Annotated in this window: 22 protein-coding genes; 17 read left to right on the plus strand and 5 right to left on the minus strand. The window is 69.7% G+C overall.

Features of this window, described 5'->3' with window-relative positions; all coding sequences use genetic code 11:
- Positions 1-479 precede the first annotated feature (479 nt).
- The 10 genes from ABZ194_RS03165 to ABZ194_RS03210 all read left to right on the plus strand — a co-directional run bounded on the left by ABZ194_RS03165 (position 480) and on the right by ABZ194_RS03210 (position 10,758).
- Positions 480-1,718 carry an amidohydrolase gene (locus tag ABZ194_RS03165; RefSeq protein ID WP_355591628.1) on the plus strand — a complete coding sequence of 413 codons (1,239 nt, stop codon included), beginning with the start codon at positions 480-482 and terminating at the stop codon, positions 1,716-1,718.
- 372 nt (positions 1,719-2,090) lie between these two features.
- Positions 2,091-3,164 carry a BMP family ABC transporter substrate-binding protein gene (locus ABZ194_RS03170; protein ID WP_355591631.1) on the plus strand — a complete coding sequence of 358 codons (1,074 nt, stop codon included), beginning with the start codon at positions 2,091-2,093 and terminating at the stop codon, positions 3,162-3,164.
- A 103-nt stretch (positions 3,165-3,267) separates the two neighbouring features.
- Entirely contained in the window at positions 3,268-4,791 is a 1,524-nt protein-coding gene (locus ABZ194_RS03175) for an ABC transporter ATP-binding protein (protein ID WP_355592158.1), read from the plus strand.
- A gap of 37 nt (positions 4,792-4,828) precedes the next feature.
- Complete coding sequence (locus tag ABZ194_RS03180; RefSeq protein ID WP_355591634.1) at positions 4,829-5,980, plus strand: ABC transporter permease; 1,152 nt, start codon at positions 4,829-4,831, stop codon at positions 5,978-5,980.
- Positions 5,977-7,254, plus strand: a complete 1,278-nt coding sequence (locus ABZ194_RS03185) for an ABC transporter permease (protein ID WP_355591637.1) — start codon at positions 5,977-5,979, stop codon at positions 7,252-7,254. The genes ABZ194_RS03180 and ABZ194_RS03185 overlap by 4 nt, the downstream gene beginning before the upstream one ends.
- Before the next feature lie 111 nt (positions 7,255-7,365).
- Positions 7,366-7,773 carry a cytidine deaminase gene (locus ABZ194_RS03190; protein WP_355591640.1) on the plus strand — a complete coding sequence of 136 codons (408 nt, stop codon included), beginning with the start codon at positions 7,366-7,368 and terminating at the stop codon, positions 7,771-7,773.
- Positions 7,774-7,775: 2 nt separating this feature from the next.
- Entirely contained in the window at positions 7,776-9,056 is a 1,281-nt protein-coding gene (locus ABZ194_RS03195) for a thymidine phosphorylase (protein ID WP_355591643.1), read from the plus strand.
- A gap of 31 nt (positions 9,057-9,087) precedes the next feature.
- Positions 9,088-9,744 carry a DUF5753 domain-containing protein gene (locus ABZ194_RS03200; RefSeq protein WP_355591646.1) on the plus strand — a complete coding sequence of 219 codons (657 nt, stop codon included), beginning with the start codon at positions 9,088-9,090 and terminating at the stop codon, positions 9,742-9,744.
- 37 nt (positions 9,745-9,781) lie between these two features.
- Entirely contained in the window at positions 9,782-10,066 is a 285-nt protein-coding gene (locus ABZ194_RS03205) for a DUF397 domain-containing protein (protein ID WP_355592160.1), read from the plus strand.
- A 248-nt stretch (positions 10,067-10,314) separates the two neighbouring features.
- Positions 10,315-10,758: a hypothetical protein gene (locus ABZ194_RS03210; RefSeq protein ID WP_355591649.1), complete on the plus strand. Its 444-nt coding sequence runs from the start codon at positions 10,315-10,317 to the stop codon at positions 10,756-10,758.
- A gap of 1 nt (position 10,759) precedes the next feature.
- Here ABZ194_RS03210 and ABZ194_RS03215 read toward each other — a convergent pair whose 3' ends face one another.
- Positions 10,760-12,715, minus strand: a complete 1,956-nt coding sequence (locus ABZ194_RS03215) for a DUF6571 family protein (protein WP_355591652.1) — start codon at positions 12,713-12,715, stop codon at positions 10,760-10,762.
- 513 nt (positions 12,716-13,228) lie between these two features.
- Here ABZ194_RS03215 and ABZ194_RS03220 point away from each other — a divergent pair.
- Positions 13,229-13,849 (plus strand): hypothetical protein, encoded by a 621-nt coding sequence (locus tag ABZ194_RS03220; RefSeq protein ID WP_355591655.1) that lies wholly within the window; start codon positions 13,229-13,231, stop codon positions 13,847-13,849.
- Positions 13,850-13,916: 67 nt separating this feature from the next.
- Positions 13,917-14,270 carry a cupin gene (locus tag ABZ194_RS03225; RefSeq protein ID WP_355591658.1) on the plus strand — a complete coding sequence of 118 codons (354 nt, stop codon included), beginning with the start codon at positions 13,917-13,919 and terminating at the stop codon, positions 14,268-14,270.
- A 162-nt stretch (positions 14,271-14,432) separates the two neighbouring features.
- Here the strand turns inward: ABZ194_RS03225 and ABZ194_RS03230 are convergent, their stop codons facing one another.
- Positions 14,433-15,353, minus strand: coding sequence for an NADP-dependent oxidoreductase (locus ABZ194_RS03230; protein WP_355591661.1), 921 nt, complete (start codon positions 15,351-15,353; stop codon positions 14,433-14,435).
- A 527-nt stretch (positions 15,354-15,880) separates the two neighbouring features.
- Between ABZ194_RS03230 and ABZ194_RS03235 the strand changes: the two genes are divergently transcribed.
- The gene (locus tag ABZ194_RS03235; RefSeq protein ID WP_355591664.1) at positions 15,881-16,960 is read left to right on the plus strand and encodes an adenosine deaminase; all 1,080 of its coding nucleotides are present in this window, start codon (positions 15,881-15,883) and stop codon (positions 16,958-16,960) included.
- Between the two features lie 36 nt (positions 16,961-16,996).
- Positions 16,997-17,626 (plus strand): PH domain-containing protein, encoded by a 630-nt coding sequence (locus tag ABZ194_RS03240; RefSeq protein ID WP_355592162.1) that lies wholly within the window; start codon positions 16,997-16,999, stop codon positions 17,624-17,626.
- Positions 17,627-17,751: 125 nt separating this feature from the next.
- On the opposite strand, the gene ABZ194_RS03245 is transcribed toward ABZ194_RS03240, so the two are convergent.
- From ABZ194_RS03245 to ABZ194_RS03255, 3 genes are all read right to left on the minus strand, one after another.
- A complete protein-coding gene (locus ABZ194_RS03245; protein ID WP_355591665.1) occupies positions 17,752-19,383 on the minus strand; it encodes a phospho-sugar mutase in 1,632 nt (543 codons plus the stop codon).
- A 227-nt stretch (positions 19,384-19,610) separates the two neighbouring features.
- Positions 19,611-20,414 (minus strand): purine-nucleoside phosphorylase, encoded by an 804-nt coding sequence (locus ABZ194_RS03250; protein WP_355591667.1) that lies wholly within the window; start codon positions 20,412-20,414, stop codon positions 19,611-19,613.
- A gap of 137 nt (positions 20,415-20,551) precedes the next feature.
- Positions 20,552-21,001 carry a gamma-glutamylcyclotransferase gene (locus tag ABZ194_RS03255; protein WP_355591670.1) on the minus strand — a complete coding sequence of 150 codons (450 nt, stop codon included), beginning with the start codon at positions 20,999-21,001 and terminating at the stop codon, positions 20,552-20,554.
- A 140-nt stretch (positions 21,002-21,141) separates the two neighbouring features.
- Here ABZ194_RS03255 and ABZ194_RS03260 point away from each other — a divergent pair, with 140 nt between their 5' ends.
- The 3 genes from ABZ194_RS03260 (at position 21,142) to ABZ194_RS03270 (ending at position 24,190) form a co-directional block, all read left to right on the plus strand.
- A complete protein-coding gene (locus ABZ194_RS03260; protein ID WP_355591673.1) occupies positions 21,142-22,536 on the plus strand; it encodes an NAD(P)H-quinone dehydrogenase in 1,395 nt (464 codons plus the stop codon).
- Between the two features lie 33 nt (positions 22,537-22,569).
- Positions 22,570-23,394 carry an alpha/beta fold hydrolase gene (locus tag ABZ194_RS03265; protein WP_355591676.1) on the plus strand — a complete coding sequence of 275 codons (825 nt, stop codon included), beginning with the start codon at positions 22,570-22,572 and terminating at the stop codon, positions 23,392-23,394.
- A gap of 163 nt (positions 23,395-23,557) precedes the next feature.
- Positions 23,558-24,190 (plus strand): hypothetical protein, encoded by a 633-nt coding sequence (locus ABZ194_RS03270; RefSeq protein WP_355591679.1) that lies wholly within the window; start codon positions 23,558-23,560, stop codon positions 24,188-24,190.
- Positions 24,191-24,300 lie beyond the last annotated feature (110 nt).

Genomic DNA, 24,300 nt, shown 5'->3' on the forward strand with positions numbered 1-24,300 from the left:
CTTCCTGTTTGCATCACTCCGTCTGGTTCGATGACCGGCACCTGAGGTCACGTAAATTGCCAGGTCGGCGATGTTTCAACGGAGCCTCCGCCTGGCACCCCTCCAGGGTGCCGCCCGGAGGAACCGCCCGGGGTGTCTAGCGCTCGGGTAGTCAATCCGGGCCATCGTCCCTGGTTCGAGTGGGTCAGGAGGCTCGCGAGCAGAGTATGGGACGGCAAAACATTTGGTGGAGATGACGCCGAGGTGCTTCGGAGGAGGGATAAAGTCGATGACATCGTCAACACGCCGGCGGCCTCACAGTGGCCTTCCCTTCCGTGATGGCGGTTCATCAGTCCGCGTCGGTCAAGGTCCTTGGCACCCACTCAGGGACACCGGTGCGGCGATCGCTTTTTCGGGGCCGCCCCATGGATCACGTGATTCTGGGCAGTGGCACGATGCGTCGACGATTAAGGCTGCTGGCGCGGATAGGACGGTGACCAATGCGGGGGCGTAATCTCCGGGGAGAACTCGACGCGTTCCTCGCCGGATCTGAGCAGGATCTCATCGGCTTCCGCCGTGACCTGCACATGCATCCCGAGCTCGCGTTCGCCGAGTACCGGACGACGCAGCGCGTCGCCGACCGGCTGACCGCGGCAGGGCTCGTGCCCTCGGTGCTGCCTCGCGGCACCGGCCTGATCTGCGAGGTCGGCAGCGGCGACGGGCCGACCGTGGCGCTGCGCGCCGACATCGACGCGCTGCCCGTGCCGGACGAGAAGGACGTGCCCTACAGCTCGACGGTCCCCGGCGTCTGCCACGCCTGCGGCCACGACGTGCACACCACGATCCTGCTCGGCACCTCGCTCTTCCTCGCCCGGCAGGCGGAGGCCGGGCTGCTGCCCGGCAGGGTCCGGCTGATCTTCCAGCCCGCCGAGGAGCTTCCCGGGGGGGCGTTGGAGGTCATGGCCGCCGGTGGCATCAACGGTGTCGACCGCATCTTCGGCCTGCACTGCGACCCCCGGCTGGACGTCGGCAAGGTCGGGCTCAAGGCCGGTCCGATCACCTCGGCCTGCGACAAGATCTTCATCCGGGTGAGCGGCCCCGGCGGGCACACCGCCCGGCCGCACCTCACCGCCGACCTGGTCTTCGCCCTCGCCAAGATCCTCACGGAGCTGCCCGCCGCGCTGTCGCGCCGGGTGGACCCGCGCTCGTCGCTGAGCCTGGTCTGGGGCCGGGTCGAGGCGGGATCGGTGGCCAACGCGATCCCGGACGAGGGGGTCGCCGAGGGCACCGTGCGCTGCCTGGACGAGCAGGCGTGGCACGCGGCCCCCGACATGATCAAGGGGCTGCTGGAGTCGGTCGCCGGCGCCTACGGCATCGAGGCCGACATGGACTACGTCCGCGGTGTGCCGCCGGTGGTCAACGACGAGGTCAGCGTGCAGATGCTGGCCGAGGCGGCCGGAGGCGTGCTGGAGGACGGCGCGGCGGAGCCGACCCAGCAGAGCCTGGGCGGTGAGGACTTCGGCTGGTACCTGGAGTCGATCCCCGGGGCCTTCGCCCGGCTGGGCACCCGCGTCCCGGGCTCGGCGCACCTCGCCGACATCCACCAGGGCACCTTCGACGTGGACGAGAGGTGTATCGCCGCCGGCGTGCGCTTCCTGGCGGCGACCGCGCTGACCGCCCTCTGGGAGGGGCAGCGGCCCAGTGCCAACGAGCCGGTCGCGGGCATCGCGATGGCGTGACCGGCCCGGCCCGTCCGTCGTGACCGGCCTGCTTCCGCCTGACTCACCCTCTCCGCCGGCCCGGCCGGTTTCCCGAACGGCCTGGCCGGAGCCGGGCCGGAGCCGGCGCGGAAGGATGTCCGATTCGGTGGGTAATCAGGGGGAAGATCACCTTCGCCGGTATTGCCGTACTGTGATGCTACCGTGACACCGGATGACGCTACCGATGGGTAGGATCGGCCGTCCCTGAGGGTCACGGGGCGGCGTGAGCCGCATAACGGACCTGTTGCGGACTGGTGCGCTGGTTTGGTCAAGCCAGGCCAACCAACTATCTTCCGTGCAGGGTTGCCGTGCGTCTCTTCGCGCGTGCACTGAACGCGAAGGGAGTCCATCTTGCTTCAGAACCGATTCGGCAGGCTGGCCGCGACCGCACTGGCCGGCAGCATGCTCATGGGGGCTGCCGCGTGCGGTGGAGGCGAGGAGCCGGCCACGTCGGCCAAGCCGAGCGACGCCGCGAGCAGTGCCGCTCCCAAGGGGACGAAGGTCGGCCTCGCCTACGACATCGGCGGCCGTGGCGACCAGTCGTTCAACGACGCCGCCGCCGCGGGACTGGACAAGGCCAAGAGCGAGCTCGGCCTCACCGAGACCAAGGAGCTCGACGCCGGCAGCGGTGAGACCGAGGCGGCCAAGGAGGAGCGGCTCCGGCTGCTGGCCCAGGGCGGCTTCAACCCGATCGTCGCCATCGGCTTCGCCTACTCGGGCCCGCTGAAGAAGGTCGCCGCCGAGTTCCCCGATGTCAAGTTCGCCATCGTGGACGACGCCGCGGCCACCGCATCCAACATCTCCAACCTCCTCTTCGCCGAGCACGAGGGGTCGTTCCTCGTCGGCGCCGCCGCGGCGCTGAAGACGAAGAAGGAGCACATCGGCTTCGTCGGCGGCGTCCAGGTGCCGCTGATCCAGAAGTTCCAGGCCGGGTTCGTCGCCGGGGCCAAGAAGGTCAGGGCCGACGTCCAGATCGACGTCAAGTACCTCACCCAGCCGCCGGACTTCAGCGGCTTCACCGACCCGGCCAAGGGTAAGACCGCGGCCGAGGGCATGTTCGACGCGGGCGCCGACGTGGTCTACCACGCCGCGGGCGGCTCCGGCGGCGGCGTGTTCGAGGCGGCGAAGGCCGCCAAGGGCCTGGCCATCGGCGTCGACTCCGACCAGGCCAAGACCGCGGCCCCCGCCGTGCAGGGCGTCGTCATGACCTCCATGATCAAGAAGGTCGACGTCGCCGTCTTCGACTTCCTCAAGAGCTTCACCTCCGGTTCGGTGAAGGCCGGCAGCACGGTGTACGACCTCAAGGCCGGCGGCGTCGACTACTCCACCACCGGTGGCCAGATCGACGACATCAAGACCAAGCTCGACGAGTACAAGCAGAAGATCATCTCCGGCGAGATCGTCGTACCGGACAAGACCTCCTGACCTGGTACTAATAAGGGGCCCGGTGGACATTTCCCCGGGCCCTTTGGTCAACTCTCAGCATCACCTTCGGTAATCATGGCCATCCGCACGGAGGGGGGCCGTCATCAGCACCTCGACACCGGCCGTCGAACTTGAGGGGATCACGAAACGGTTCCCCGGCGTCGTGGCCAACCGCGACATCTCCCTGTCCGTCCAGCAGGGGCACGTGCACGCCGTCGTCGGTGAGAACGGCGCGGGCAAGTCCACCCTCATGAAGATCCTGTACGGCATGCAGCGCCCCGACGAGGGCGAGATCCGCGTCAACGGCAGCCCCGTGACCCTCCGCTCCCCGGCGGACGCGATCGCGGTGGGCATCGGCATGGTTCACCAGCACTTCATGCTGGCCGACAACCTGACCGTGCTGGAGAACGTGATCCTCGGCAGTGAGCCCCGCGCCGGCGGGATCGCCATCGACTTCGGCGCCGCCCGGACGAGAATCGGGCGGATCTCCGACTCCTACGGCCTCGACATCGACCCCGACGCCACGGTGGAGGACCTGGGGGTCGGCGCCCGGCAGCGGGTCGAGATCCTCAAGGTCCTCTACCGGGGCGCCCGGATCCTCATCCTGGACGAGCCGACCGCCGTGCTGGTGCCGCACGAGGTGGACGAGCTCTTCGACAACCTGCGCGAACTGGTCCGCGAGGGCCTGACGATCATCTTCATCTCCCACAAACTGGACGAGGTGCTCTCGGTCGCCGACGCCATCACCGTCATCCGGCGCGGCACCACCGTGGCCTGCGTGAGCCCCAAGGACGTGACCGCCAGGCAGCTGGCCGAGCTGATGGTCGGCAGCGAGCTGCCCAGCCCCGAGACCCGCGAGTCCACCGTCACCGACGTGGTGGAGCTGTCGGTGCGGAACCTGACGGTCCGCGCCGAGGACGGCCGGACCGTCGTGGAGGACGTCGGCTTCGACATCCACCGGGGCGAGGTGCTCGGCATCGCCGGTGTCGAGGGCAACGGCCAGGCCGAACTGGTCCAGGCCCTCATGGGCATGCGCCCGGCCGAGGGCGAGATCGTCCTCGGTGGCCAGGACATCTCCTCCTGGCCGACGCTCCGCCGTCGCGAGGCCGGCGTCGGCTACATCCCCGAGGACCGGCAACGGCACGGCCTGCTGCTGGAGGCGCCGCTCTGGGAGAACCGGATCCTCGGCCACCAGACACGGCCGCCGAACGTCAAAGGCCCCTGGATCGACCGCGCGGGGGCCCGCCAGGACACCCGGCGCATCGTCGAGGAGTACGACGTCCGCACACCCGGCATCGACGTGGACGCCGCCGCCCTGTCCGGCGGCAATCAGCAGAAGCTGATCGTCGGCCGGGAGATGAGCGGCGACCCGGTCTTCCTGATCGCCTCCCACCCCACGCGGGGCGTGGACGTCGGGGCCCAGGCCGCGATCTGGGACCACCTGCGCGCCGCCCGCGCCGCGGGCCTGGCCGTACTGCTGATCTCGGCCGACCTGGACGAGCTCATCGGTCTGTCGGACACGCTGAAGGTGATCCTGCGCGGTCGCGTCGTGGCGGACGTGGACCCGCTGACGGTGACCCCCGAGCAGCTCGGCTCGGCCATGACGGGTGCTGGAGAGGCCGCATGAACATCCACGGAGCGCGCGTGCCGGCCGGGGAGATCGCATGAGCCCCGCGACGTCGACCTTCGCCGACCGGCTGCTCGGCCGGGTCAGGCTCGACGGCCTGCTCTCGCTGGCCGCGCCCATCCTCGCCATCGTGTTCGCCGGACTGATCACCTCGGTCGTCCTGCTGCTCACGGACGCGCCCCCGCTGGAGACGCTGGGGATCATGGCCGACTACGGCGTGCAGCCGCGCTCCATCGTGCTGACGCTGAACTCCGCGACCACCTTCTACCTGTCGGCGCTGGCGGTGGCGATCGGGTTCCGGATGAACCTGTTCAACATCGGCGTCGACGGCCAGTACCGCCTCGCGGCGCTCGTCGCGGCGGCCGTGGGCGGCGCGATCGTCCTGCCCGCCCCGCTGCACATCGCCCTGATCGTCGTCGTCGCCATGCTGGTCGGCGCGGGCTGGGCGGCCGTCGCCGGACTGCTCAAGGTCCGGCGCGGTGTCAGCGAGGTCATCTCCACCATCATGCTGAACGCCATCGCCACCGCGCTCGGCGCCTGGCTGCTCAACAAGGAGCGCCTGGCGGTCGAGGTCTCGGGGAGCAACAACATCGGCACCAGGCCGCTCGGCCCGTCCGCCCAGGTGCCGGGGCTGGCGATCGTCCCCGGGACCGAGGCCAAGGTGTTCGGTCTCGTCGTCCTGGCGGTCGTCATGGGCGTCATGTATCACGTGCTGCTCAACCGGACCCGTTTCGGCTTCGACCTGCGCGCCACCGGGCGTTCGGAGTCGGCGGCCGTGGCCAGCGGCGTCAACGTCAAACGGATGGTCCTCATCGCGATGACCCTGTCCGGCGCGATGGCGGGCCTGGTCGGCATGCCGCAGCTGCTCGGCGCCTCCTACAGCTACAGCCTGGACTTCCCCACCGGGCTCGGCTTCACCGGCATCGCGATCGCGCTGCTCGGCCGGAACAACCCCGTCGGCATCGCCTTCGGCGCCCTGCTCTGGGCCTTCCTCGACACCTCGTCGAGCATCCTGCAGTTGCACGACATCTCCCCGGAGATCGTCATGATCATGCAGGGCACGATCGTGCTCTCGGTGATCGTCGCCTACGAGCTGGTCCACCGTTATCAGGTCTCGGCCGGTCAGCGCCGGGTGAGCAGGGAACTGGAAAGCGGAGCCCCGGCTCAAGCTGAAGGAGCGTCGGCATGAGCGAGGGCGGTCTCACCGTGACGGAGGCTCCGGTCAAGCGGCCGGAACGGGCCCGGAGACTCCGGGTCACCTGGCGGACCCTGCTGCTCGCCTTCGGCGGGCTGGTCCTGCTGCTGTCGTTCACCCGGGCCGTCACCGGCGCCGTCGACCTCACCTCGGCGGGGGCGATCAACGCGGCCGTCGCGCTGGCGGTCCCGATCGGCCTGGCCGGTCTCGGCGGCCTCTGGTCCGAGCGGGCCGGCGTGGTCAACATCGGCCTCGAAGGCATGATGGTCCTGGGCACCTGGTTCGGCGCCTGGGGCGCGCTCCACTTCGGCAACCCCTGGGCCGGTGTGGTCGCCGGTGCGATCGGCGGGGCCCTCGGCGGCCTGCTGCACGCGATCGCCACCGTGACGTTCGGCGTGGACCACATCATCTCCGGTGTCGCGATCAACATCCTGGGCCTGGGCGTCACCCAGTTCCTGTCCAAGGTCACCTTCGCCCGGATGCCGGGCGGAGGCGACGCCCAATCGCCCCCCGTTCCCAAGCCGGAGACCGTGAGCCTGCCGTGGGCCGGAGAGTGGCTGGCCACGCTGGAGACCGGCCGCTGGTATCTCGTCTCCGACGTGGCGGGCATGCTGCGGGGCCTGATCACCAACGTCTCGCTCCTCACCGTCCTGGCGGTCCTGCTGGTCCCGCTGACCTACTTCGTGCTCTGGCGGACGGCGTTCGGCCTGCGGCTGCGCTCCTGCGGCGAGCGCCCGGTGGCGGCGGAGTCGCTGGGCGTCAACGTCTACCACTACAAGTACGTCGCGGTGCTCGTCTCCGGTGCCCTGGCGGGGCTCGGCGGCGCGTTCCTGTCGCTGGTGGCCGCCAGCGCCTACCGCGAGGGGCAGACCGGCGGCCGGGGATTCATCGGCCTGGCAGCCATGATCTTCGGCAACTGGCGCCCCGGCGGACTGGCCGCCGGTGCGACGCTGTTCGGCTACACCGACGCCCTCCAGCTCCGCCGGGGCGGCGAGTCGGTGCACGCGCTGCTGCTGGTGGTGGCGGTCCTCATCGCCGCCGCCGCGGTCTACCAGCTCGTCGCGCAGAACCGCCTCAGGGCCGCGCTGATCAGCGGGGGCGCGGCGATCGCCGTGTTCACGGTGTTCACGCTGACCGACAGCGTCCCGTCGGAGTTCACCTCGGTCGCCCCGCACATCACCACGCTGCTGGTGCTGTCGCTGGCCGCCCAGCGGCTCCGCCCGCCCGCGGCCGACGGCCTGCCGTACCGCAGGGGGCAGGCGAAGTGACGCCGGTGCGAGACGCCGTGGGCGAGCCGGCGGCGATCCGTCCACGAGTGGAGCGAGCTTGACCTCCTCCCCACGGCTGAAACCCGGGGTCTCCAACCTCAAGGAGTCGCGATGAGCATTGGTGCGAACGTCGACTGGGCCGCGCTGCGGGCACAGGCCGTACGGGCCATGGGCAACGCCTACGCCCCCTACTCCAAGTTTCCGGTCGGCGCCGCCGCGCTGGTGGACGACGGGCGGATCGTCTCCGGCTGCAACGTGGAGAACGCCTCCTACGGCGTCGGGCTCTGCGCCGAGTGCGGGCTGGTCTCCGAGCTCCAGGCCACGGGCGGCGGCCGGCTGGTCGCGTTCACCTGCGTGGACGGGCACGAGGAACTGCTCATGCCGTGCGGCCGGTGCCGCCAGCTGCTGTTCGAGTTCGGCGGTGCCGAACTGCTCGTGGAGAGCGTGGACGGTCCCGTGCCGCTGGGGGAGATCCTGCCGTACGCCTTCGGGCCCGACGACCTGAGCCGGGGGGCCTGACCATGGACGCGATCGACGTCATCGTCACCAAACGCGACGGTCGCGAGCTGTCCGACGAGCAGATCGACTGGGTGATCGACGCCTACACCGGGGGCGTCGTCGCCGACGAGCAGATGGCAGCCCTGGCGATGGCGATCCTGCTCAACGGAATGAACCGGCGGGAGATCGCCCGGTGGACCCAGGCCATGATCCGATCCGGGGCCCGGATGGACTGGTCGGCGCTGCCCGGCCGGACCACCGACAAGCACTCCACCGGCGGTGTCGGCGACAAGATCACGCTGCCGCTGGCTCCGCTGGTCGCCGCGTGCGGGGGCTACGTGCCTCAGCTCTCCGGCCGGGGTCTCGGGCACACCGGGGGCACGCTGGACAAGCTGGAGTCCATCCCCGGCTGGCGGGCCTCGCTCTCCAACGACGAGATGCTCGACGTGCTCGGCAGGGCCGGGGCGGTCATCTGCGCCGCGGGGGACGGGCTGGCCCCGGCCGACAAGAAGCTGTACGCGCTGCGCGACGTCACCGGAACCGTCGAGTCGATCCCGCTGATCGCCTCCTCGATCATGTCGAAGAAGATCGCGGAGGGCACCGGGGCGCTGGTGCTGGACGTGAAGGTCGGCTCGGGCGCCTTCATGAAGACCGTGGAGCGGGCCCGCGAGCTCGCCACCACGATGGTCGAGCTGGGCACCGACGCCGGCGTCACGACCGTCGCGCTGCTCACCGCGATGGACCGGCCGCTCGGCCGGGCCGTGGGCAACGCGCTGGAGGTGGCCGAGTCGGTGGAGGTGCTCGCCGGTGGCGGCCCCGCCGACGTGGTCGAGCTGACCGTACGGCTGGCCCGCGAGATGCTCCAGGCCGCCGGAGTGTCCGGGGGCAGGGATCCGGAGCGGGCGCTCCAGGACGGTTCGGCGATGGACGCCTGGCGCCGCATGATCAGTGCGCAGGGCGGCGACCCGGACGCCCCGCTGCCGAGGGCCGCCGAGACCATGGAGCTCACCGTGCCCTCGTCCGGCGTGCTGACCAGGCTCGACGCCTACGCCGTGGGCCTGGCCGCCTGGCGGCTCGGCGCGGGCCGGGAGCGCAAGGAGGCCCCGGTCTCCTTCGGCGCGGGTGTCACGCTGCACGCCAGGCCGGGCGACCTCGTCCGGGAGGGGCAGCCGCTGATGACCCTGCACGCCGACGAGACCTTCCGCTTCGAGCGGGCGCTCGCCGCCCTGGAGGGCGGCTACGCCGTCGGCACGGCCGCCGACCCCGGCCTGCTGCCGCTGGTGATCGACCGCGTCACCGCCTGACGGTCGACCGCGTCACCACCGGGAAGCCCGCTTGCACGCGCTGGCCAGAACGGCGCGTACGAGAGGATGGTGGGACGCCTACGCGGACTCTCTGCCGGGTGACTATGCGACCTACATCCAGCTTGAAGCAGAAGCGGCTTTCATCCGCAGCTTTGACGGCACGCTCGTACATGGCCTCCTTCAAACCGAAAACTATGCTCGCGAGGTCATCCGCTCAGCTTTGATGGGACTGTCCTCGCCGGCGGAGGTCGAGCGACGGGTCGAAGTTCGTATGACTCGCCAGAAACTTTTGCTCCGTGAGGACAGCCCACTTCGGTTCTGGACGGTGATCGACGAAGCTGTCCTCACGCGCAGGATCGGTTCAGGGGCAGTTATGCGCGAGCAGTACGACAGACTCCTCGGACTCGCCGACAGAGACAACGTCACCATCCAGGTGCTGCCGTTCACCGCAGGAGTCCATCCCGCAACCGCTGGAACGTTCGCTGTTATGGAGTTCCGCGAACCTTACGATCCTGACGTGGTGTACATCGAAAGCATGACGAGTAGCCTGTATGTGGAGAAAGACGAAGAGATGTACTGGTACACCCTTGCTTTCGATCACTTGCGGGCAGCGGCACTTGACATCGAGGGGTCGAAAGCGTTGATCGCGGAGATGATCGAACGATCTCCTGAAGCGGTTCGCCCTTAAGAGAAAAATAGAGGCTGAAGTGAACGTGTCCCGCATCGTGTGGCGTAAAAGCAGCCTTAGTGGTAACGGCTCGAACTGTGTAGAGGTCGGCGTTTGGCGGAAGAGCTCCCTCAGCGGAAACGGCCCGGACTGTGTCGAGGTTGCGGCCCTCGGTAACGCTCCTGCCGAGGCTGGGGAGGACGTCGATCGGCTCTTCCTGGTGCGTGACTCCAAGGACCCCGACGGCCCCATGTTGTCCTTCGGTCCGTCCGAGTGGGATGGCTTTCTCCGGGCGGTCAGAAGCGGTGGCCTCGACGACCTGACCGCGCGCCGCGAGGTGTGAGGCGGCGCGGCGGAAGCCGTAGGCCGCCGATGATCCGTCCACCGTGCCGGCCGGGACGTCCGCCTCCTGGCCGGGCCGTGGATCTCCACGTCGGTGAGGATGGAGGAACCTTCGCCGGGACGGAGCTTCTCTTCGAGGGGGCTACGAGCGCCCTGACCGTCTGGCGGAGCCGTCGGATGCCGATACATCGGGCAGGTCTGTTGGACATCATTGGGTCTACGGTACGTCGGCCGGCTCTGGAGGAATTGGTGAGAGGTTCTGTGCGGCGTGGCGTCCTGGTCTGCGCGGCGACGCTGCTGGCGGTGTCCGGTTGCGGGAACAGCGGCCCGACGGCGGCCGAGGCGGGGGAGACCCTTAAGGTGCACATCACCGAGCTGATGAAGGAGCGTCACGCTTTGGACGTCCGAATCACCGATTCCGGCGGGCGTGACGTTCCCTGCGGTGAGGGCAGAGCCAAGCGGACCTTCGCAGCCGCCGGCAGAGATGCCGCACCGCAGACCGAGGGGGATATGCTCAATGACCTTTTACTGGGTGCACTCTCTCGGGTCGCTCCCTACCGAATCGTTGAAGACCGTGGCAATGCTCCTATCAGGCTCGCCAATGATGAACATAAGACGGTGATCATCCTGGAGTCGCCGGGCAGCGGACAATACGGGGTCCGGGGCGAAACTGAGTGCCTCCCGATCTCGTGAGCTAGCTGTCGAAGGCCAGGCCGCGTTCCCGCCCTCGTTTGTTGCGACTTTCGAACGAATCCGCGAACCGGTTGGACAGCACTCCTAATGACAGCTCGTCATCGTCGCCCATGCCGTTGGCGGTCATCCACCTCTCGAAGCTCTCCAATCCCTTGTTACCCTGTTTGATCAGGTCGGAGAATGGTCTGAGGTTGCCGTGCCCGTCGGTAACGGCCACGCCGGGTGGGCAGGCGGCCTGCCATTCGGCGGGTGTCACCTTCGGTGTGAAGCCGTTGGCCATGAGGAGTTGGGCGTAGGTGTGCTGGCGGCCGAGGGTTTCGAGGGCGTCCTGTTTGCTGACCCGGTCCATCCGGGTTTCGTCCTCTGAGCCGAAGGCGCCTTCAGCGGAGAGGGTGGTGCTCAGCGCCAGCCAGGCGAAGCCCGCGGGCATGGTCGGCGCCAGGAATGTGCTCGCCAGTCCGATGCCGGTGTCGCGGATGAAGGTCACGGTCTTGTCCCGCTGTTCGTCGATCATGTCGAGGTTGCCCTGAACCTTCTCGACGGCGGCCAGCTCGAAACCGCGCACGTTGCCCAGGGCGGTGAACACCTGGTCCAGGTGTTTGGTGTCCCCGGTTCGCCGGGTTGCCGCCGAGGCGTCGGCGATCAGCTTCTGGGAGAACCGTCCCATCCCCTCGTCGAACGGGGCAAGGCTTGCGGCTGAGTCGGCGAAGGTTCTCAGGAAGCGGTAGGTGTCCTTCGGGCTCAGGGTGAAAGCCGACCTGGTGCCGAAGGAGGAGGCCGAGGGCTTGAACGCGCTGGGTTCGGCCATGTTCGCGTCGCCGATGTTCGCGCCCTCGGTGATCTCGGTGGCGTACGCGCCCGCGATCTCCGCCAGGTGGGGCCGGATCTCCTGGAAAAGGCGTAAGTCGTCGAATGTCGTCATCACGGTGAAGGCGAACGCGGTCGACTCCGGGCTGTGCCCGCCGTCCTTCTCGTCGTAGGCGCCGGAGGCGGCGGCGAGCATCCGCCCGAAGGCGTCCTTCTGGTCACCGCCACTCAGATATTTGCCGCCGGCGTGGTCGTAGAGTCCCTTCAGGAGGGTTCTCAGCTTCGCCTGGTCCTTGGTGTACGGCCCGGCCAGGGCCGCGATCGTCTTCCGCGCGGCGGCCGGGTTGTTGCCCAAGGCGTAGAGAATGCCCGGGCCGATGTGCTTCGGGTGGGCCAGCTCCTGTTTCGCCATGTCGGTGAGCCAGTCGGTGGGGAACCTTCCCGCGCACAGCAGCATTCCGGCTTTGGAGCCCGATTGCCGTACCGCGTCCTTGACCTTGGCGAAGCCGGGGACGTGCGCGCCCGCTGTGACCGCGGTGCCGAACGCCTGGCTTACGATCCGAAGGACGTCCTCTTCGGGGTTGATCGGGGCGGCGGGCGCGGTGGGAGCGCCGAAGCGCAGGTCTTCGCGCAGTCGTGCGGGAAGTTTCAGGGTCTCCTCCGGGCCCAGGGCGGCGAAGAAGGCGGCGGTGTAGTCGGCGTCGTTTCTGTTGGCGGTCAGTTCCTCGAAGACCTTCGTGTACTCCTTCGACGTGTTTCCCGTGGTGAAGAAGCCGTCCGGTTCGGTCGCCAGGAGGCGTTCACCCAGTTCCGTGCCTCGTTTCCGTGCCTCGGCGGGGGAGAGGAATGTCTTCTCGTCGTAGGTGACCAGCCCCGCCCCGGGCATCCAGGGCGCTGATTTGTCGCCCATCTGGATGGTCTCGTTGCGTTTGCGGAGATCTGGAAGCGTGCTGTCGATCCAGTCCTCGATTTCCTTGAGGGGGCGCAGTCCCACCGCGGACACCTCTGCCGCCGCGAGTAGCCGCCGGACCCGTTCGGACTGTTCGCCGATCACGTCGCGGCCGTGTTCCAGGGCGGTGATGAAGCCCCGCATCAGGTCGGGGTCGATCCCGGTGAAGTCCGGCGACAGTGGCCCCGTTCCCGATGACATGCGCTTCACCGTTCCTTTTGCTTTATTTCATTTATTTCACGCTAACCGCGCTATGTGCGGGTTAAGTAGTGAATAGTGTAACTTTAGCGGCTTTAATGGACTGCCTCCGCGCCGACGTTCCCCGTCTGTGAAACCCGTCACCGCCTACATGTCGTCAGCCGGTGCTTTAAACAGGGTTACCGTGGTCAGGGCCGATGAAACTCTCCACGCGGTACTTCCAGGACTTCCCGTACTGGCCGGCACCGGAGGCCGCACCGGCGTTCCCTCCCGCCGGGCCGCTGGTCGCCGTGACGTCCGCCAGGGGAGCCGGCCTCCGGCCCGCTCAACATCGCAGACCAGGTCGGCGGGGCGGTGGTGACGGCCGGGTTCACCTCCAGCGCGGGTGCCGACCCGCTGGACGGCTTCCGTGCCCCTGACGTGTTCTTTCGACGGCTGTCAGGATCCGGTCACGCAGGATCTTCCTCTAGGGTGAACAACTCCGGAAATTCGGGCATCTATCCAGGCAGGAGGCTCATGATGAAGCGTGCTCACGCCGCCCTTGCCGTTGTCGTTGCCGTTGCCCCCCTCGTCCTGCTGACCGGCTGCGGTGGGACCACCGCGCCGTCCGCGACCTCTCCAGCGCCGGTTCCCACGGTCACCGTCACCGCCACGGCCACGCCGAGCCTCCCGGCCCCCACCCCCTCCGGGGCGACGGACCCGAAACCCCCGGCGAGCACCAAGGAGGTCGAGGTCAGCAGGCCGGGAGGCGCCCCGGCGATCGTCACCGGGGTGAGGTTCGCCAAACACCGGGGGTTCGACCGCGTGGTGATCGACCTCAGGGGAGAACCGCCCGGATACACCGTGCGCTGGACGCGCGGACTCGTCCAGGACGGCTCGGGTGAACCGATCGCCGTCAAGGGCGGGGCCTACCTTCAGGTGTCGATGAGCATGGCCCAGGCCCACACCGAGTCCGGCTCCCCGACCTGGGCGGGCGGGCCCGTCTTCCCGGCCAGGCTGGGCAACCTGCGAAACGTGGTCAGGACCGGCGACTTCGAGGGTGTGGTCGGTGTGGGCATCGTCCTCGACCACAGGGCGGGCTTCCGGGTGCTGGAGCAGCGGGACCCGAACCGGCTGGTCGTCGACGTCGCCCACTGACCGCCCGCGCGGTGGCACGTCGCACGCCGGCCGCCCGCGCGGTGGCAAGCAGTGGCAAACTGGCCTGATGGTACGCAAAATCGACAGTGCGACGCGGATCCCGGTCCCGGGCGGCAAGACGATCGACGAGTACGTCGGCCGGGTCAACAGCGGTGACGGCCGGATCTCGATCGCGCACATGACGGCTCCGGCGGGCTGGGAGGAGCCGGCTCAGACACCGGGGTTCACCGAGTACACCCTGGTGCTGAAGGGCGCGGTCGTCGTCGAGCACGAGGGGGGCACGACCGAGGTCAACGCCGGGCAGGCGTTCGTCAGCGAGCCGGGGGAGAAGATCCGTTACAGCTGTGGCCCCGACGGCGCCGAGTACGTCGCCGTCTGCCTGCCGGCCTTCTCACCCGGCACCGCCAACCGCGAGGGATAGCCGGGCGACGTCTCCGCCCACGTCGGCTCACTACACCACGGCCGTTGCGTTGGCGCTCAAGACCGGACCCCGGCCCGGCGGACGCCCGCGAAGCAGGAAGCCTCAGAGGTGCCGCATGACGCGGCACGGGCTGAATCCCCGGCGTTCACGCCGGGGAGCGCGTCAATCCAGGCGCAGGACGAGCTTGCCCCGAGCGTGTCGAGTCTGGACCTTCGCCAGGGCCGCCTGAGCCTCTTCGAACGGATACACCCGTTCGATCTCCACTCGCTTCTCGTTCTGGGCGATCTCCGTCATCAGCTGCGTCAGTTCGCCTCGGACGTCGGTGTCGTGCGGGACCATTTCCACGCGCACGTTGCGCTCCGGAGCCACGACGTCACCGGAGATGGTGATAAGTTTCCCGCCGTCTCTCACGACGCTCAGGCTGTCCGCCGAGGTATGGGGCTGAACCGCCATCGCCGCGTCGGCCCCGCCAGGCATCCACCGCCGGATCTGTTCGGGCCAGGTTGGATCGTGGTAGTCGACAACCGCCTCAGCCCCGAGCGAGAGCATGTGGTCGTGATTGCGTTCGGAGGCCGAGGCGCCGACCCGCCATCCTCGTGTCCGCGCGACCTGGATGGCCAAGGTGCCGATCGCCCCCGAACCTCCCGCGATGAACAATGAACCGCCGGTGGGTACCGCCTCCAGGGCTTTCACCGCCCGCAAGACGGTATTACCCGCCACGGGGACAGCCGCCGCCTCGACGAAGTCCAGGCCGGCGGGGACCGGCACGATGAGGGAGCCGGCCTTGACCGCGGCGTACTCAGCCCACGTTCCGCCCTTCGGCTGCATCGAACTGACGAAGGCGACGCGGTCGCCTGGCCGGTGACCGGAGACGTCGCTGCCGACCTGCTCGACGACACCGGCTGCCTCGATCCCGATGGGAAACGGGTACTTCGCGTCACCCGGCAGGAAGTAGGAGTCGTGAATGCCGACGCCGACGGCCTTGACGCGCACAAGCAGCTCGTCGTCGTCGATCCGCGGGACTGCCACCTCTGCCGGTTCGATACCGTTGACGCCGGATTCCACCTTGACGAACGCTCTCATATTTCGGACATGCTCCCTGCTCTGTTGCCTGTCGTTCTCTGATGAGCGAACTCATGCCGGGGGCGCGGCGCTGTACCCGCGGCGCGAAGGGCGCACATTCCCGCGTGGCCGGAGCTCGCCGTCGACGGCGGCTGAAGCGCCGGTCCCACAGTCCGCCACGTCATGGGCCGGTGACGGCCACGCACCACTGGCATGAGATTAGAACCAGTTTCCACTATCACATTATGTCGTACGAGCCGGCGCGAATCGACGGCTGACCCGCCACCGAAGCCATGCGACGGCGGGTACTCACCTGGATGACCGGCGTCATCGCCCTGTGTGGTCCGTGTCCGGCGCCGCGCATTGAGAAGCGGCCGGGGAGCCGGTCGCGAGGCGGCCGGGGCTCCTCCCGAGCTGTGACGGGGGCCTCGACCCTAGGATGTTGACATCCCCCTCGCGTGCGAGGGGTTCCCGCGATCATCCGCGGGGGTTCCCGCCTCACCGCCGAACGTCCACCAGAGAACCGCCCGCCAGAGAGAGGACTCTCGATGAGCCAGTCACCCACCCTGGAGGAGATCCGCCAGGCTCCGAAGGTGCTGCTCCACGACCACCTCGACGGCGGCCTGCGGCCCGGGACCATCGTCGAGCTGGCCCGCGAGTCGGGATACGACAGGCTGCCCACGACCGACGCGGACGCCCTGCGCGCCTGGTTCCAGGAGTCCGCCGACTCCGGCTCGCTGGAGCGCTACCTTGAGACCTTCGCCCACACGGTCGGCGTCATGCAGACGCGCGACTCGCTGGTCCGGGTCGCCGCCGAGTGCGCTCAGGACCTGGCGGACGACGGCGTGGTCTACGCCGAGGTGCGTTACGCCCCCGAGCAGCACACCTCGGCGGGACTGAGCCTCGAAGAGGTCATCGAAGCCGTGCTTGAGGGGTTCAGGGCGGGTTCCGAGGGCCGCGGCATCCGGGTGGGCACGCTGCTCACCGCGATGCGCCACCAGGCCAGGTCCATGGAGATCGCCGAGTTGGCGGTCCGCTACCGTGACGTCGGTGTGGCGGGCTTCGACATCGCCGGCGCCGAGGCGGGCTACCCGCCCACCCGCCACCTCGACGCCTTCGAGTACCTCCAGCGGGAGAACGCCCACTTCACCATCCACGCCGGGGAGGCCTTCGGCCTGCCGTCGATCTGGCAGGCGATCCAGTGGTGCGGCGCCGACCGGCTCGGCCACGGCGTCCGGATCATCGACGACATCACGGTGCGGGGCGACGGTGAGGCCAAGCTAGGCCGCCTGGCGGCCTATGTCCGTGACAAGCGCATCCCGCTGGAGATGTGCCCGACCTCCAACCTGCAGACGGGGGCCGCCTCCTCCATCGCCGAGCACCCGATCGGCCTGCTGCGCCGTCTCAACTTCCGGGTCACCGTCAACACCGACAACCGGCTGATGAGCGGCACCACCGTCTCCGAGGAGTTCGCCAAACTGTCGGAGGCGTTCGGCTACGGCTGGGAAGACCTGCAGTGGTTCACCATCAACGCCATGAAGTCGGCGTTCCTGCCGTTCGACGAGCGCCTGGCGCTCATCAACGGCGTCATCAAGCCCGGATTCGCGCGGCTCAAGTGGCAGGCGTGAGCGGGTTCACCCGAGTGGAGTAACGAGTTGAAACAGGTGTTCCGGTCGAAGGCCGCGCTGCTCCTCGGCTGGATCTGGATGGTGTTCGCCGCGCTCAACACGGTGGATCTGGTCCTCCGCTACAGGGGGCCGGCCTCGGCGATCGCCGCCGTCGTGCTGGCTGTGCTGACCGTGCTGGTCTTCGTCACCTGCCTGCGCCCGGCGATCATCATCACCGAGGACGGCGTGCTGGTCCGCAACCCGCTCAGGAACACCTTCGTGCCGTGGTCGCAGGTGGAGGAGGTCACGGTCTCCCATTCGATCAAGATCACGGCGGGAGGCCGGAGCGTCCGCTGCTGGACACCGCAGGCCTCGGGCCGGGAGCGGGCGACGGCGGCACGCCGGGCACGTCCGGTGAGCGCCAGGGGCCGCCACCAGCCCGAGCCGGCCCGTTCGAAGGGCGAGCAGGCCGCCGCCGAGGCGCTGGCCGGCAAGACCCACGCCGACTGGGTGGGCGAGCAGATCATCGAGCGCGCGGAGGCCGTCAGACGGACGGCCGCCGCCCACGAGCCCACCGCGCCGGAGACCGGTGAACCCGAGCGGGTGAAGGTCACCTGGGCCCCCACCGCCCTGGCCGCCCTGCTGGCCGCGCTCATCCTGGTGGTGCTCCTCCTCGTCACCGTCTGAGGGGCGCGGGGCCGACGCGGTGGGAGAGGCTCCGCCCGGCGCGCCGGGATGGGTCACAGGCCCAGAGGCGGGATGGGTCACAGGCCCAGGGGTGGGAGGGGTTCGGGCCAGGGGGGCGGGACGGGTCACAGGCCCAGGGCGGCGGAGAGGTCGGCCTTCAGGGCGTCAAGGGCCCTCACGGCCCGCTCCCTGGCCGCCGGCACCTCGCCGGTGACCGGGACGACGACCTCCAGGTAGCACTTGAGCTTGGGCTCGGTCCCCGAGGGGCGGACGACCACGCGGGCACCGTCCGACAGGCGGTAACGCAGCCCGTCGGTGGGGGGAAGGTCCGCCGAGCCCTCACTCAGGTCGTCGGACGACTCGACCTCGCGACCGCCGAGCTCCACCGGCGGGGCGGCGCGGAGGCGGGCCATCGCGCCCGTGATCAGCGACACGTCGTCCACCCTGACCGAGAGCTGGGAGGTGGCGTGCAGGCCGTACCGGCGGGCCTGGTCGTCGAGCAGGTCGAGCAGGGTACGGCCGTCCAGCCTGGCCTGGGCGGCCAGCCCGGCCACGGTCAGCGCGGCGCCGATGCCGTCCTTGTCGTGGACCGGCAGCCCGGCCTCGGACCCGACGCTGTATCCCAGGGCCTCCTCGTACCCGAAGACCAGTCCCTCCCCGGCCTTCATGATCCACTTGAAGCCGGTGAGGGTCTCCGCGTGGCGCACGCCGTACTCGGAGGCGATCGCGCCGAGGAGCGACGAGGAGACGATGGTGGTGGCCACCAGCCGTCCGTCGCCGGAGGTCCGCCGGATCACGTGCTCGCCGAGGAGGGCGCCCACCTCGTCGCCGGTCAGCATCCGGTAGTCCCCGCCGGGTGTCGGCACCCCCACCGCGCAGCGGTCGGCGTCGGGGTCGTTGGCCAGCACGAGGTCCGCGCCGACGCGCCGGGCGAGCTCAAGGGCGAGGTCCATCGCGCCGGGTTCCTCAGGGTTGGGGAAGGCGACGGTGGGAAAGTCGGGGTCCGGGGCCGCCTGGGCCTCGACGGTCGCCGGGGCGTCGAATCCGGCCGCGAGGAAGGCCCGGGTCAACGTGGCTCCGCCCACGCCGTGCAGCGGGGTGTAGGCCACCCGCAGCTCGCGGGCGTCGCCGAGCGGGAGCGCCGTCATCGCCGCCAGGTAGGCGGCCACGAGGTCGTCCCCCAACTCGGTCCAGCCCGAGCCGAGGGGCAGTTCGGAGACCGGGCCGACGGCGTCGATGGCGGCGGATATCTCCGCGTCGATCGGCGGCACGATCTGGGAGCCGTCGTCCCAGTAGACCTTGTAGCCGTTGTCCCGGGGAGGGTTGTGGCTGGCGGTGACGGTCACCCCCGCGTCGGCGCCCAGACGCCGTACGGCGAAGGCCAGCACCGGGGTGGGCAGTGGCGAGGGCAGAACGGACGCGCGCAGACCGGCACCGGTGAGCACGGCCGCGGTGTCGCGGGCGAAGACGTCGGACTTGTGCCGGGCGTCGTAACCGATGACGACATGCCTGCCCGGCCCCAGCACCTCGGCCAGTCCGGCGGCGGCGCGCATGACGGTGACCCGGTTCATCCGGTTGGGACCGGCGCCCAGCTCGCCCCGGAGACCGGCGGTGCCGAACTCAAGCTTGCCGCCGAACCGCTCGCGCAGCGCGTCGTCGTCGCCGTTCTCCAGGAGCGCCACCAGCTCGGCCCGGGTCTCCGGGTCGGGGTCCTGGGCCAGCCAGGACCGTGCGAGCCGTACAAGATCGCTGCTCATCGTCACCCTCCCGCTCCAGGTGGATCTCGCTTCAGGCGGGAGAACCGCCCACTCACTCCCCGGCCGTCTCCTCCACCACCGGGGCAGGATGACCGGTTTCATCTCGGGTGTCCCCGGTGAAGCCCAGGCCGTCCGCTTCCGGATGGAGGGTCGCCTGACGTTCCGCGTTCCGGCGGACGGACCGACGGCCGCCTCCGTGACCTGCCGGTCTACAGTGACCTGCCGGGTTACAGTTTGCCGACGACCTCGGCGAGCAGCCCGCCCATGCGCGAGGCGGTGGCGCCGCCGACCGCCAGCACCTCCTCGTGGTTGAGCGGCTCGCCCACCAGCCCGGCGCCCGGATTGGTGACCAGGGAGAGGCCGAGCACGTCGGCGCCGCCCTCGCGGGCCGCGATGGCCTCCAGCACCGTTGACATGCCGACCATGTCGCCGCCGAGCGCCCGGCACATGCGGACCTCCGCGGGCGTCTCGTAGGTCGGGCCGCGGAAGGCCACGTAGACCCCCTCGGTCATCGACGGTTCCACCTCGCGGACCAGGTCGCGCAGGCGCGGGGTGTAGACGTCGGTGAGGTCGACGAAGGTGGCGCCGGTGATCGGGCAGGCACCGGTCAGGTTGATGTGGTCACTGATCAGCACCGCCTCGCCGACCCGCTGGGTCTCCGGACGCAGCCCACCGGCGGCGTTGGTCAGCACGATCGTGCCCGCCCCCGCTCTGATCGCGGTTCGCACGCCGTGCACGACCGTCTCCGGGCCCCGGCCCTCGTAGAGGTGGGTGCGGCCGAGGAAGATGAGCGCGGTCTTGCCCGACTCGGCGCGCACGGCGCGGATCCTGCCCGCGTGGCCGGCCACGGCGGGGGGTGCGAAACCAGGCAGGTCGGTTACCGTGATCTCGGCGATCGTCTCGCCGATCGCGTCGGCGGCCGGTACCCAGCCCGAACCCATCACCAGCGCGACATCGAAGGAGGCGACCCCGACGGCGTCCTTCAGCGCGGTCGCGGCGTCCGTGGCGAGTGCATACGGGTCGTTGGTCACCTCACCGAGCGTACTCGCCGTTTCCCGCCGGATCCTGCCGGGGAGCTTCCAGACCGATCACGACATTTCCCCACCGTAGGTGGTTTGGAACGGGACGGTGCGGGCCGACAGGTATGGGTGAGCGGACCGTATGCCGGTCAGCCTCCTGACGTGCAGGGACGGCTGCGCAGGTCCTTGACGTAGTCGTCCGGCGCGCCGGCCTTCTCCGCGGCCTCGGCCAGGATGCCCAGGTAGCGCGCGGAGGGCAGACCGCCCTCGTAGCCGTCGAGCACGTAGAACCAGGCCACGACCTCGCCGTCCAGGGTCTGCACCCGGAGTTTGACCTTGTGGTACAGCCCTCGCGTCGCGCCCTCCCACTGGTCGAGAGTGGTCTCGTCCCATTCGGGCACGTCGTAGAGCACGACGAACACCTGCTCGCCGGAGTCTTCGACGATGGAGGCGAGAGCGCCCTCCCAGCCGAGGTCGTTCCCGCCGAACGTCAGGCGCCAGCCCTGAAGCCAGCCCGACCCCCGCATGGGAGAATGAGGGGCCCGCTGGGCCATCTGCTTTGGGTCCATGTTGCTGCCGTAGGCGGCGTAGACAGGCACGGCATCCAACATAATCCAAGATCGGCCGGACGCTCACTCCGCCTCGGTGTCGTGTTGATTTCCGCTGGAAGCATGCGGCTTTCGTGCTTTTCCGGGAGACCCAGAGGCGGTTGGTCCCCAGATGCGGGAGAATGGTGCATGTGACAAGGATCGTGATCATCGGTGGCGGGCCCGGCGGCTATGAAGCGGCCCTGGTGGCCGCGCAGCTCGGGGCAGAGGTGACCGTGGTCGAACAGGACGGCCCCGGAGGGGCCTGCGTCCTCACCGACTGCGTGCCGTCGAAAACTCTGATCGCCACCTCGGTGCGTAAACAGGCGCTTCTCGACGCCACCATGCTCGGCGTGCACTACACCGGCGGCCCCGACGGTGAGGTCGGCGGCGTCATCGCCGACATGCCGCTGGTCAACACGCGCGTCAAGAAGCTGGCCCAGGCGCAGTCCGCCGACATCGCCGCCCGGCTGGCGGCCGAGGGCGTGGAGGTGATCCGGGCCGCCGGAAGGCTGGTCGACCCGCAGGTCGTCAGGGCCGGAAACCGGACCGTCCACGCCGACGTCGTGATCGTGGCGACCGGCGCGACCCCGCGCATCCTGCCCACCGCCGAGCCGGACGGTGAGCGCATCCTCACCTGGCGTCAGATGTACAACCTGGAGGAGCTGCCCGAGCACCTCGTCGTGGTCGGCTCCGGCGTCACCGGTGCCGAGTTCGCCGGCGCCTACCGCTCGCTGGGCTCCGAGGTCACGCTCGTCTCCTCGCGCGCCCTGATGATGCCCAACGAGGACGCCGACGCCGCCGAGGTCCTGGAGGAGGTCTACCGGCGCCGGGGAATGCACGTCATGGGCCGCTCCCGGGCCGAGTCCGTCAAGCGCACCGCCGACGGCGTGGTCGTCACCCTGGAGGACGGCAGAACCGCCGAGGGCACCCACTGCCTGATGACGGTCGGCATGGTCCCCAACACCTCGGGGATCGGCCTGGAGGAGGCCGGGGTCGTCCTCGACCGGGGTGGTTTCATCCAGGTGGACAAGGTCTCCCGCACCGCCGCGCCCGGCGTGTACGCGGCCGGTGACTGCACCGGCGTGCTGATGCTCGCCTCGGTCGCCGCCATGCAGGGCAGGATCGCGGTCTGGCACGCGCTCGGCGAGGCCGTACAGCCGCTCCGCCTGGCGACCGTGGCCTCCAACATCTTCACCGATCCGGAGATCGCCGCCGTGGGCGTCACGCAGAAGGCGATCGAGGCCGGTGAGGTCGAGGCGAACGTCGTCAAGCTGCCGCTGGCCACCAACGCCCGCGCCAAGATGCAGGGCTTCAACGACGGCTTCGTGAAGCTGTTCTGCCGCCCGAACACCGGCATCATCCTCGGCGGCGTGGTGGTCGCACCGAGCTCGTCCGAGCTGATCCTGGCCGTCTCGGTGGCCGTCCAGCAGCGGCTCACCGTGGACCAGCTCGCCCACACCTTCGCCGTCTACCCCTCGATGTCCGGCTCCATCACCGAGGCGGCCCGCCGTCTGATGCAGCCCATGACCCCCAGCGGTATCTGACCCGGAGTCGTTCGATGTGATCGGAGCGGCGCGATGCGTGTCGACGTCAACGGCGTAGGTCTCCACGTGCAGGTCAGCGGGGAGGGGCCCGCCGTGCTGCTCGTGCACGGCTACCCCGACACCCACGCCTGCTGGCGGCACCAGGTGGCCGCGCTGAACGCCGCCGGATACCGTACGATCGCCCCCGACCTGCGCGGGGTCGGCGCCTCGGACAAGCCGGCCGGGCTGGAGAACTACGAGCTGGACCGGTACGTCGGCGACCTCCTCGCCGTTCTCGGCCATCTCGGGATCGACCGGGCGCACCTGGTGGGCCACGACTGGGGGTCGGCGCTCGCGCAGATCCTCGCCATGACGGCACCGGAGCGGGTGGCCGGCCTCACCTGCCTGTCGGTGGGGCACCCCGCCGCACTGGCCGCCGCGGGCCTGCCGCAGCGGGAGAAGTCCTGGTACATGCTGCTGTTCCAGTTCGTCGGCATCGCCGAGCGGTGGCTCAGCCAGAACGACTTCCGCAACCTCCGCGAGATGCTGGCCGAGCACCCCGACCCCGGCGAGGTCGTCGAGCGCATGCGCGACCCCCGGGCGCTCACCGCCGCCCTGGCGATCTACCGTACCGGCGTCAGGCCCGAGACCCTCATCGCCCCACCCCTCGATTTGCCGCCCATCCAGGCCCCCACCCTGGGGGTGTGGAGCACCCGCGACCGCTTCCTCACCGAGGAGGCGATGACCGGTACGGCCGCGCACGTCACCGGGCCCTGGCACTACGAGCGCCTCGAAGACGTCGGCCACTGGATGCAGTTGGAGGCCCCCGACCGGGTCAACGCCCTCCTCCTCGCCCACCTGGCCGACTCCGGCCGCTGAGCCCTCGCCCCCTGGCGGGACCGCCGGGGAAAGGAGGGCGGAGTCCGGAGTCCGGTCCGCCGACTCGGACGCCGGCGCGTAAGTACGGCGTGCGGGCCTCAAAGGGGAGCTCAAGGTCACGCCCGACTGTGTTCGGCCAACGCCGGCATGGCAGGCTGGCGGCGTGGCATCACCCGAAGACCCTGGTCATGACGAGTGGCCGACCCGTAGCCGCGAGTTGTTTCTCACCGATCTGTGGAGTCTGCTGATCGATGAGGACGCCCGCGTCGACGGTCACCCGTCGTGGATCGAGTCCTGGTTCCGCGGCACTCCGTCCGACGGCGTCCCGGACCACCCGACTGCTGCCGCACTGCACCGGCTGCTGGCCTCCGGCGCCGACGTGGACGATCTGACCGACGTGGTGCGGACCATGCAGTACGAGATCGTCTACAACGTCTGCCAGTTGCTCGACGATCCGGCGCTGCTGGGCATTCGGACCGGCCGGGATCCCGAACAGGCGGAGCCCGGCTGGGAGCTGATCGCCGTGCGCACCGCACCGCCGCCGGACCGCCGCCCCCTGAAGGAGTTGCACTCCTCGCTCGCCGAGCACGACCCCAGCGGCCGGGGCGGCGAACCGCGCGGCCGGCCCGTCCCCGCCCTGTTGCCCGGCCGGCCTCCGCACGTCAGGCTCGCGGTCGCCCAGGCCCGCGCCGGTGACCGCCTCGCCGCCATCAGGACATGGCGCGGGGCGACAGGAGCCACCCCCGCCGAGGCGAAGGCGGCCATCGACTCCCTGATGGCCCAGGCCCAGGATTGACCACGGTACGTAGCCCGCACAGCGGAATGATCAAGCGCGCGGGTTCCTCCGGGGACGCGCCGAGCGTGCGAACGCGCCGATCATCACTATGGCTTCTCGGTGGAGTGTGC

Origin of the sequence: Streptosporangium sp. NPDC006007 (assembly GCF_040614315.1) — a bacterium.
In the GTDB taxonomy this organism is placed as follows: Bacteria; Actinomycetota; Actinomycetes; order Streptosporangiales; family Streptosporangiaceae; genus Streptosporangium.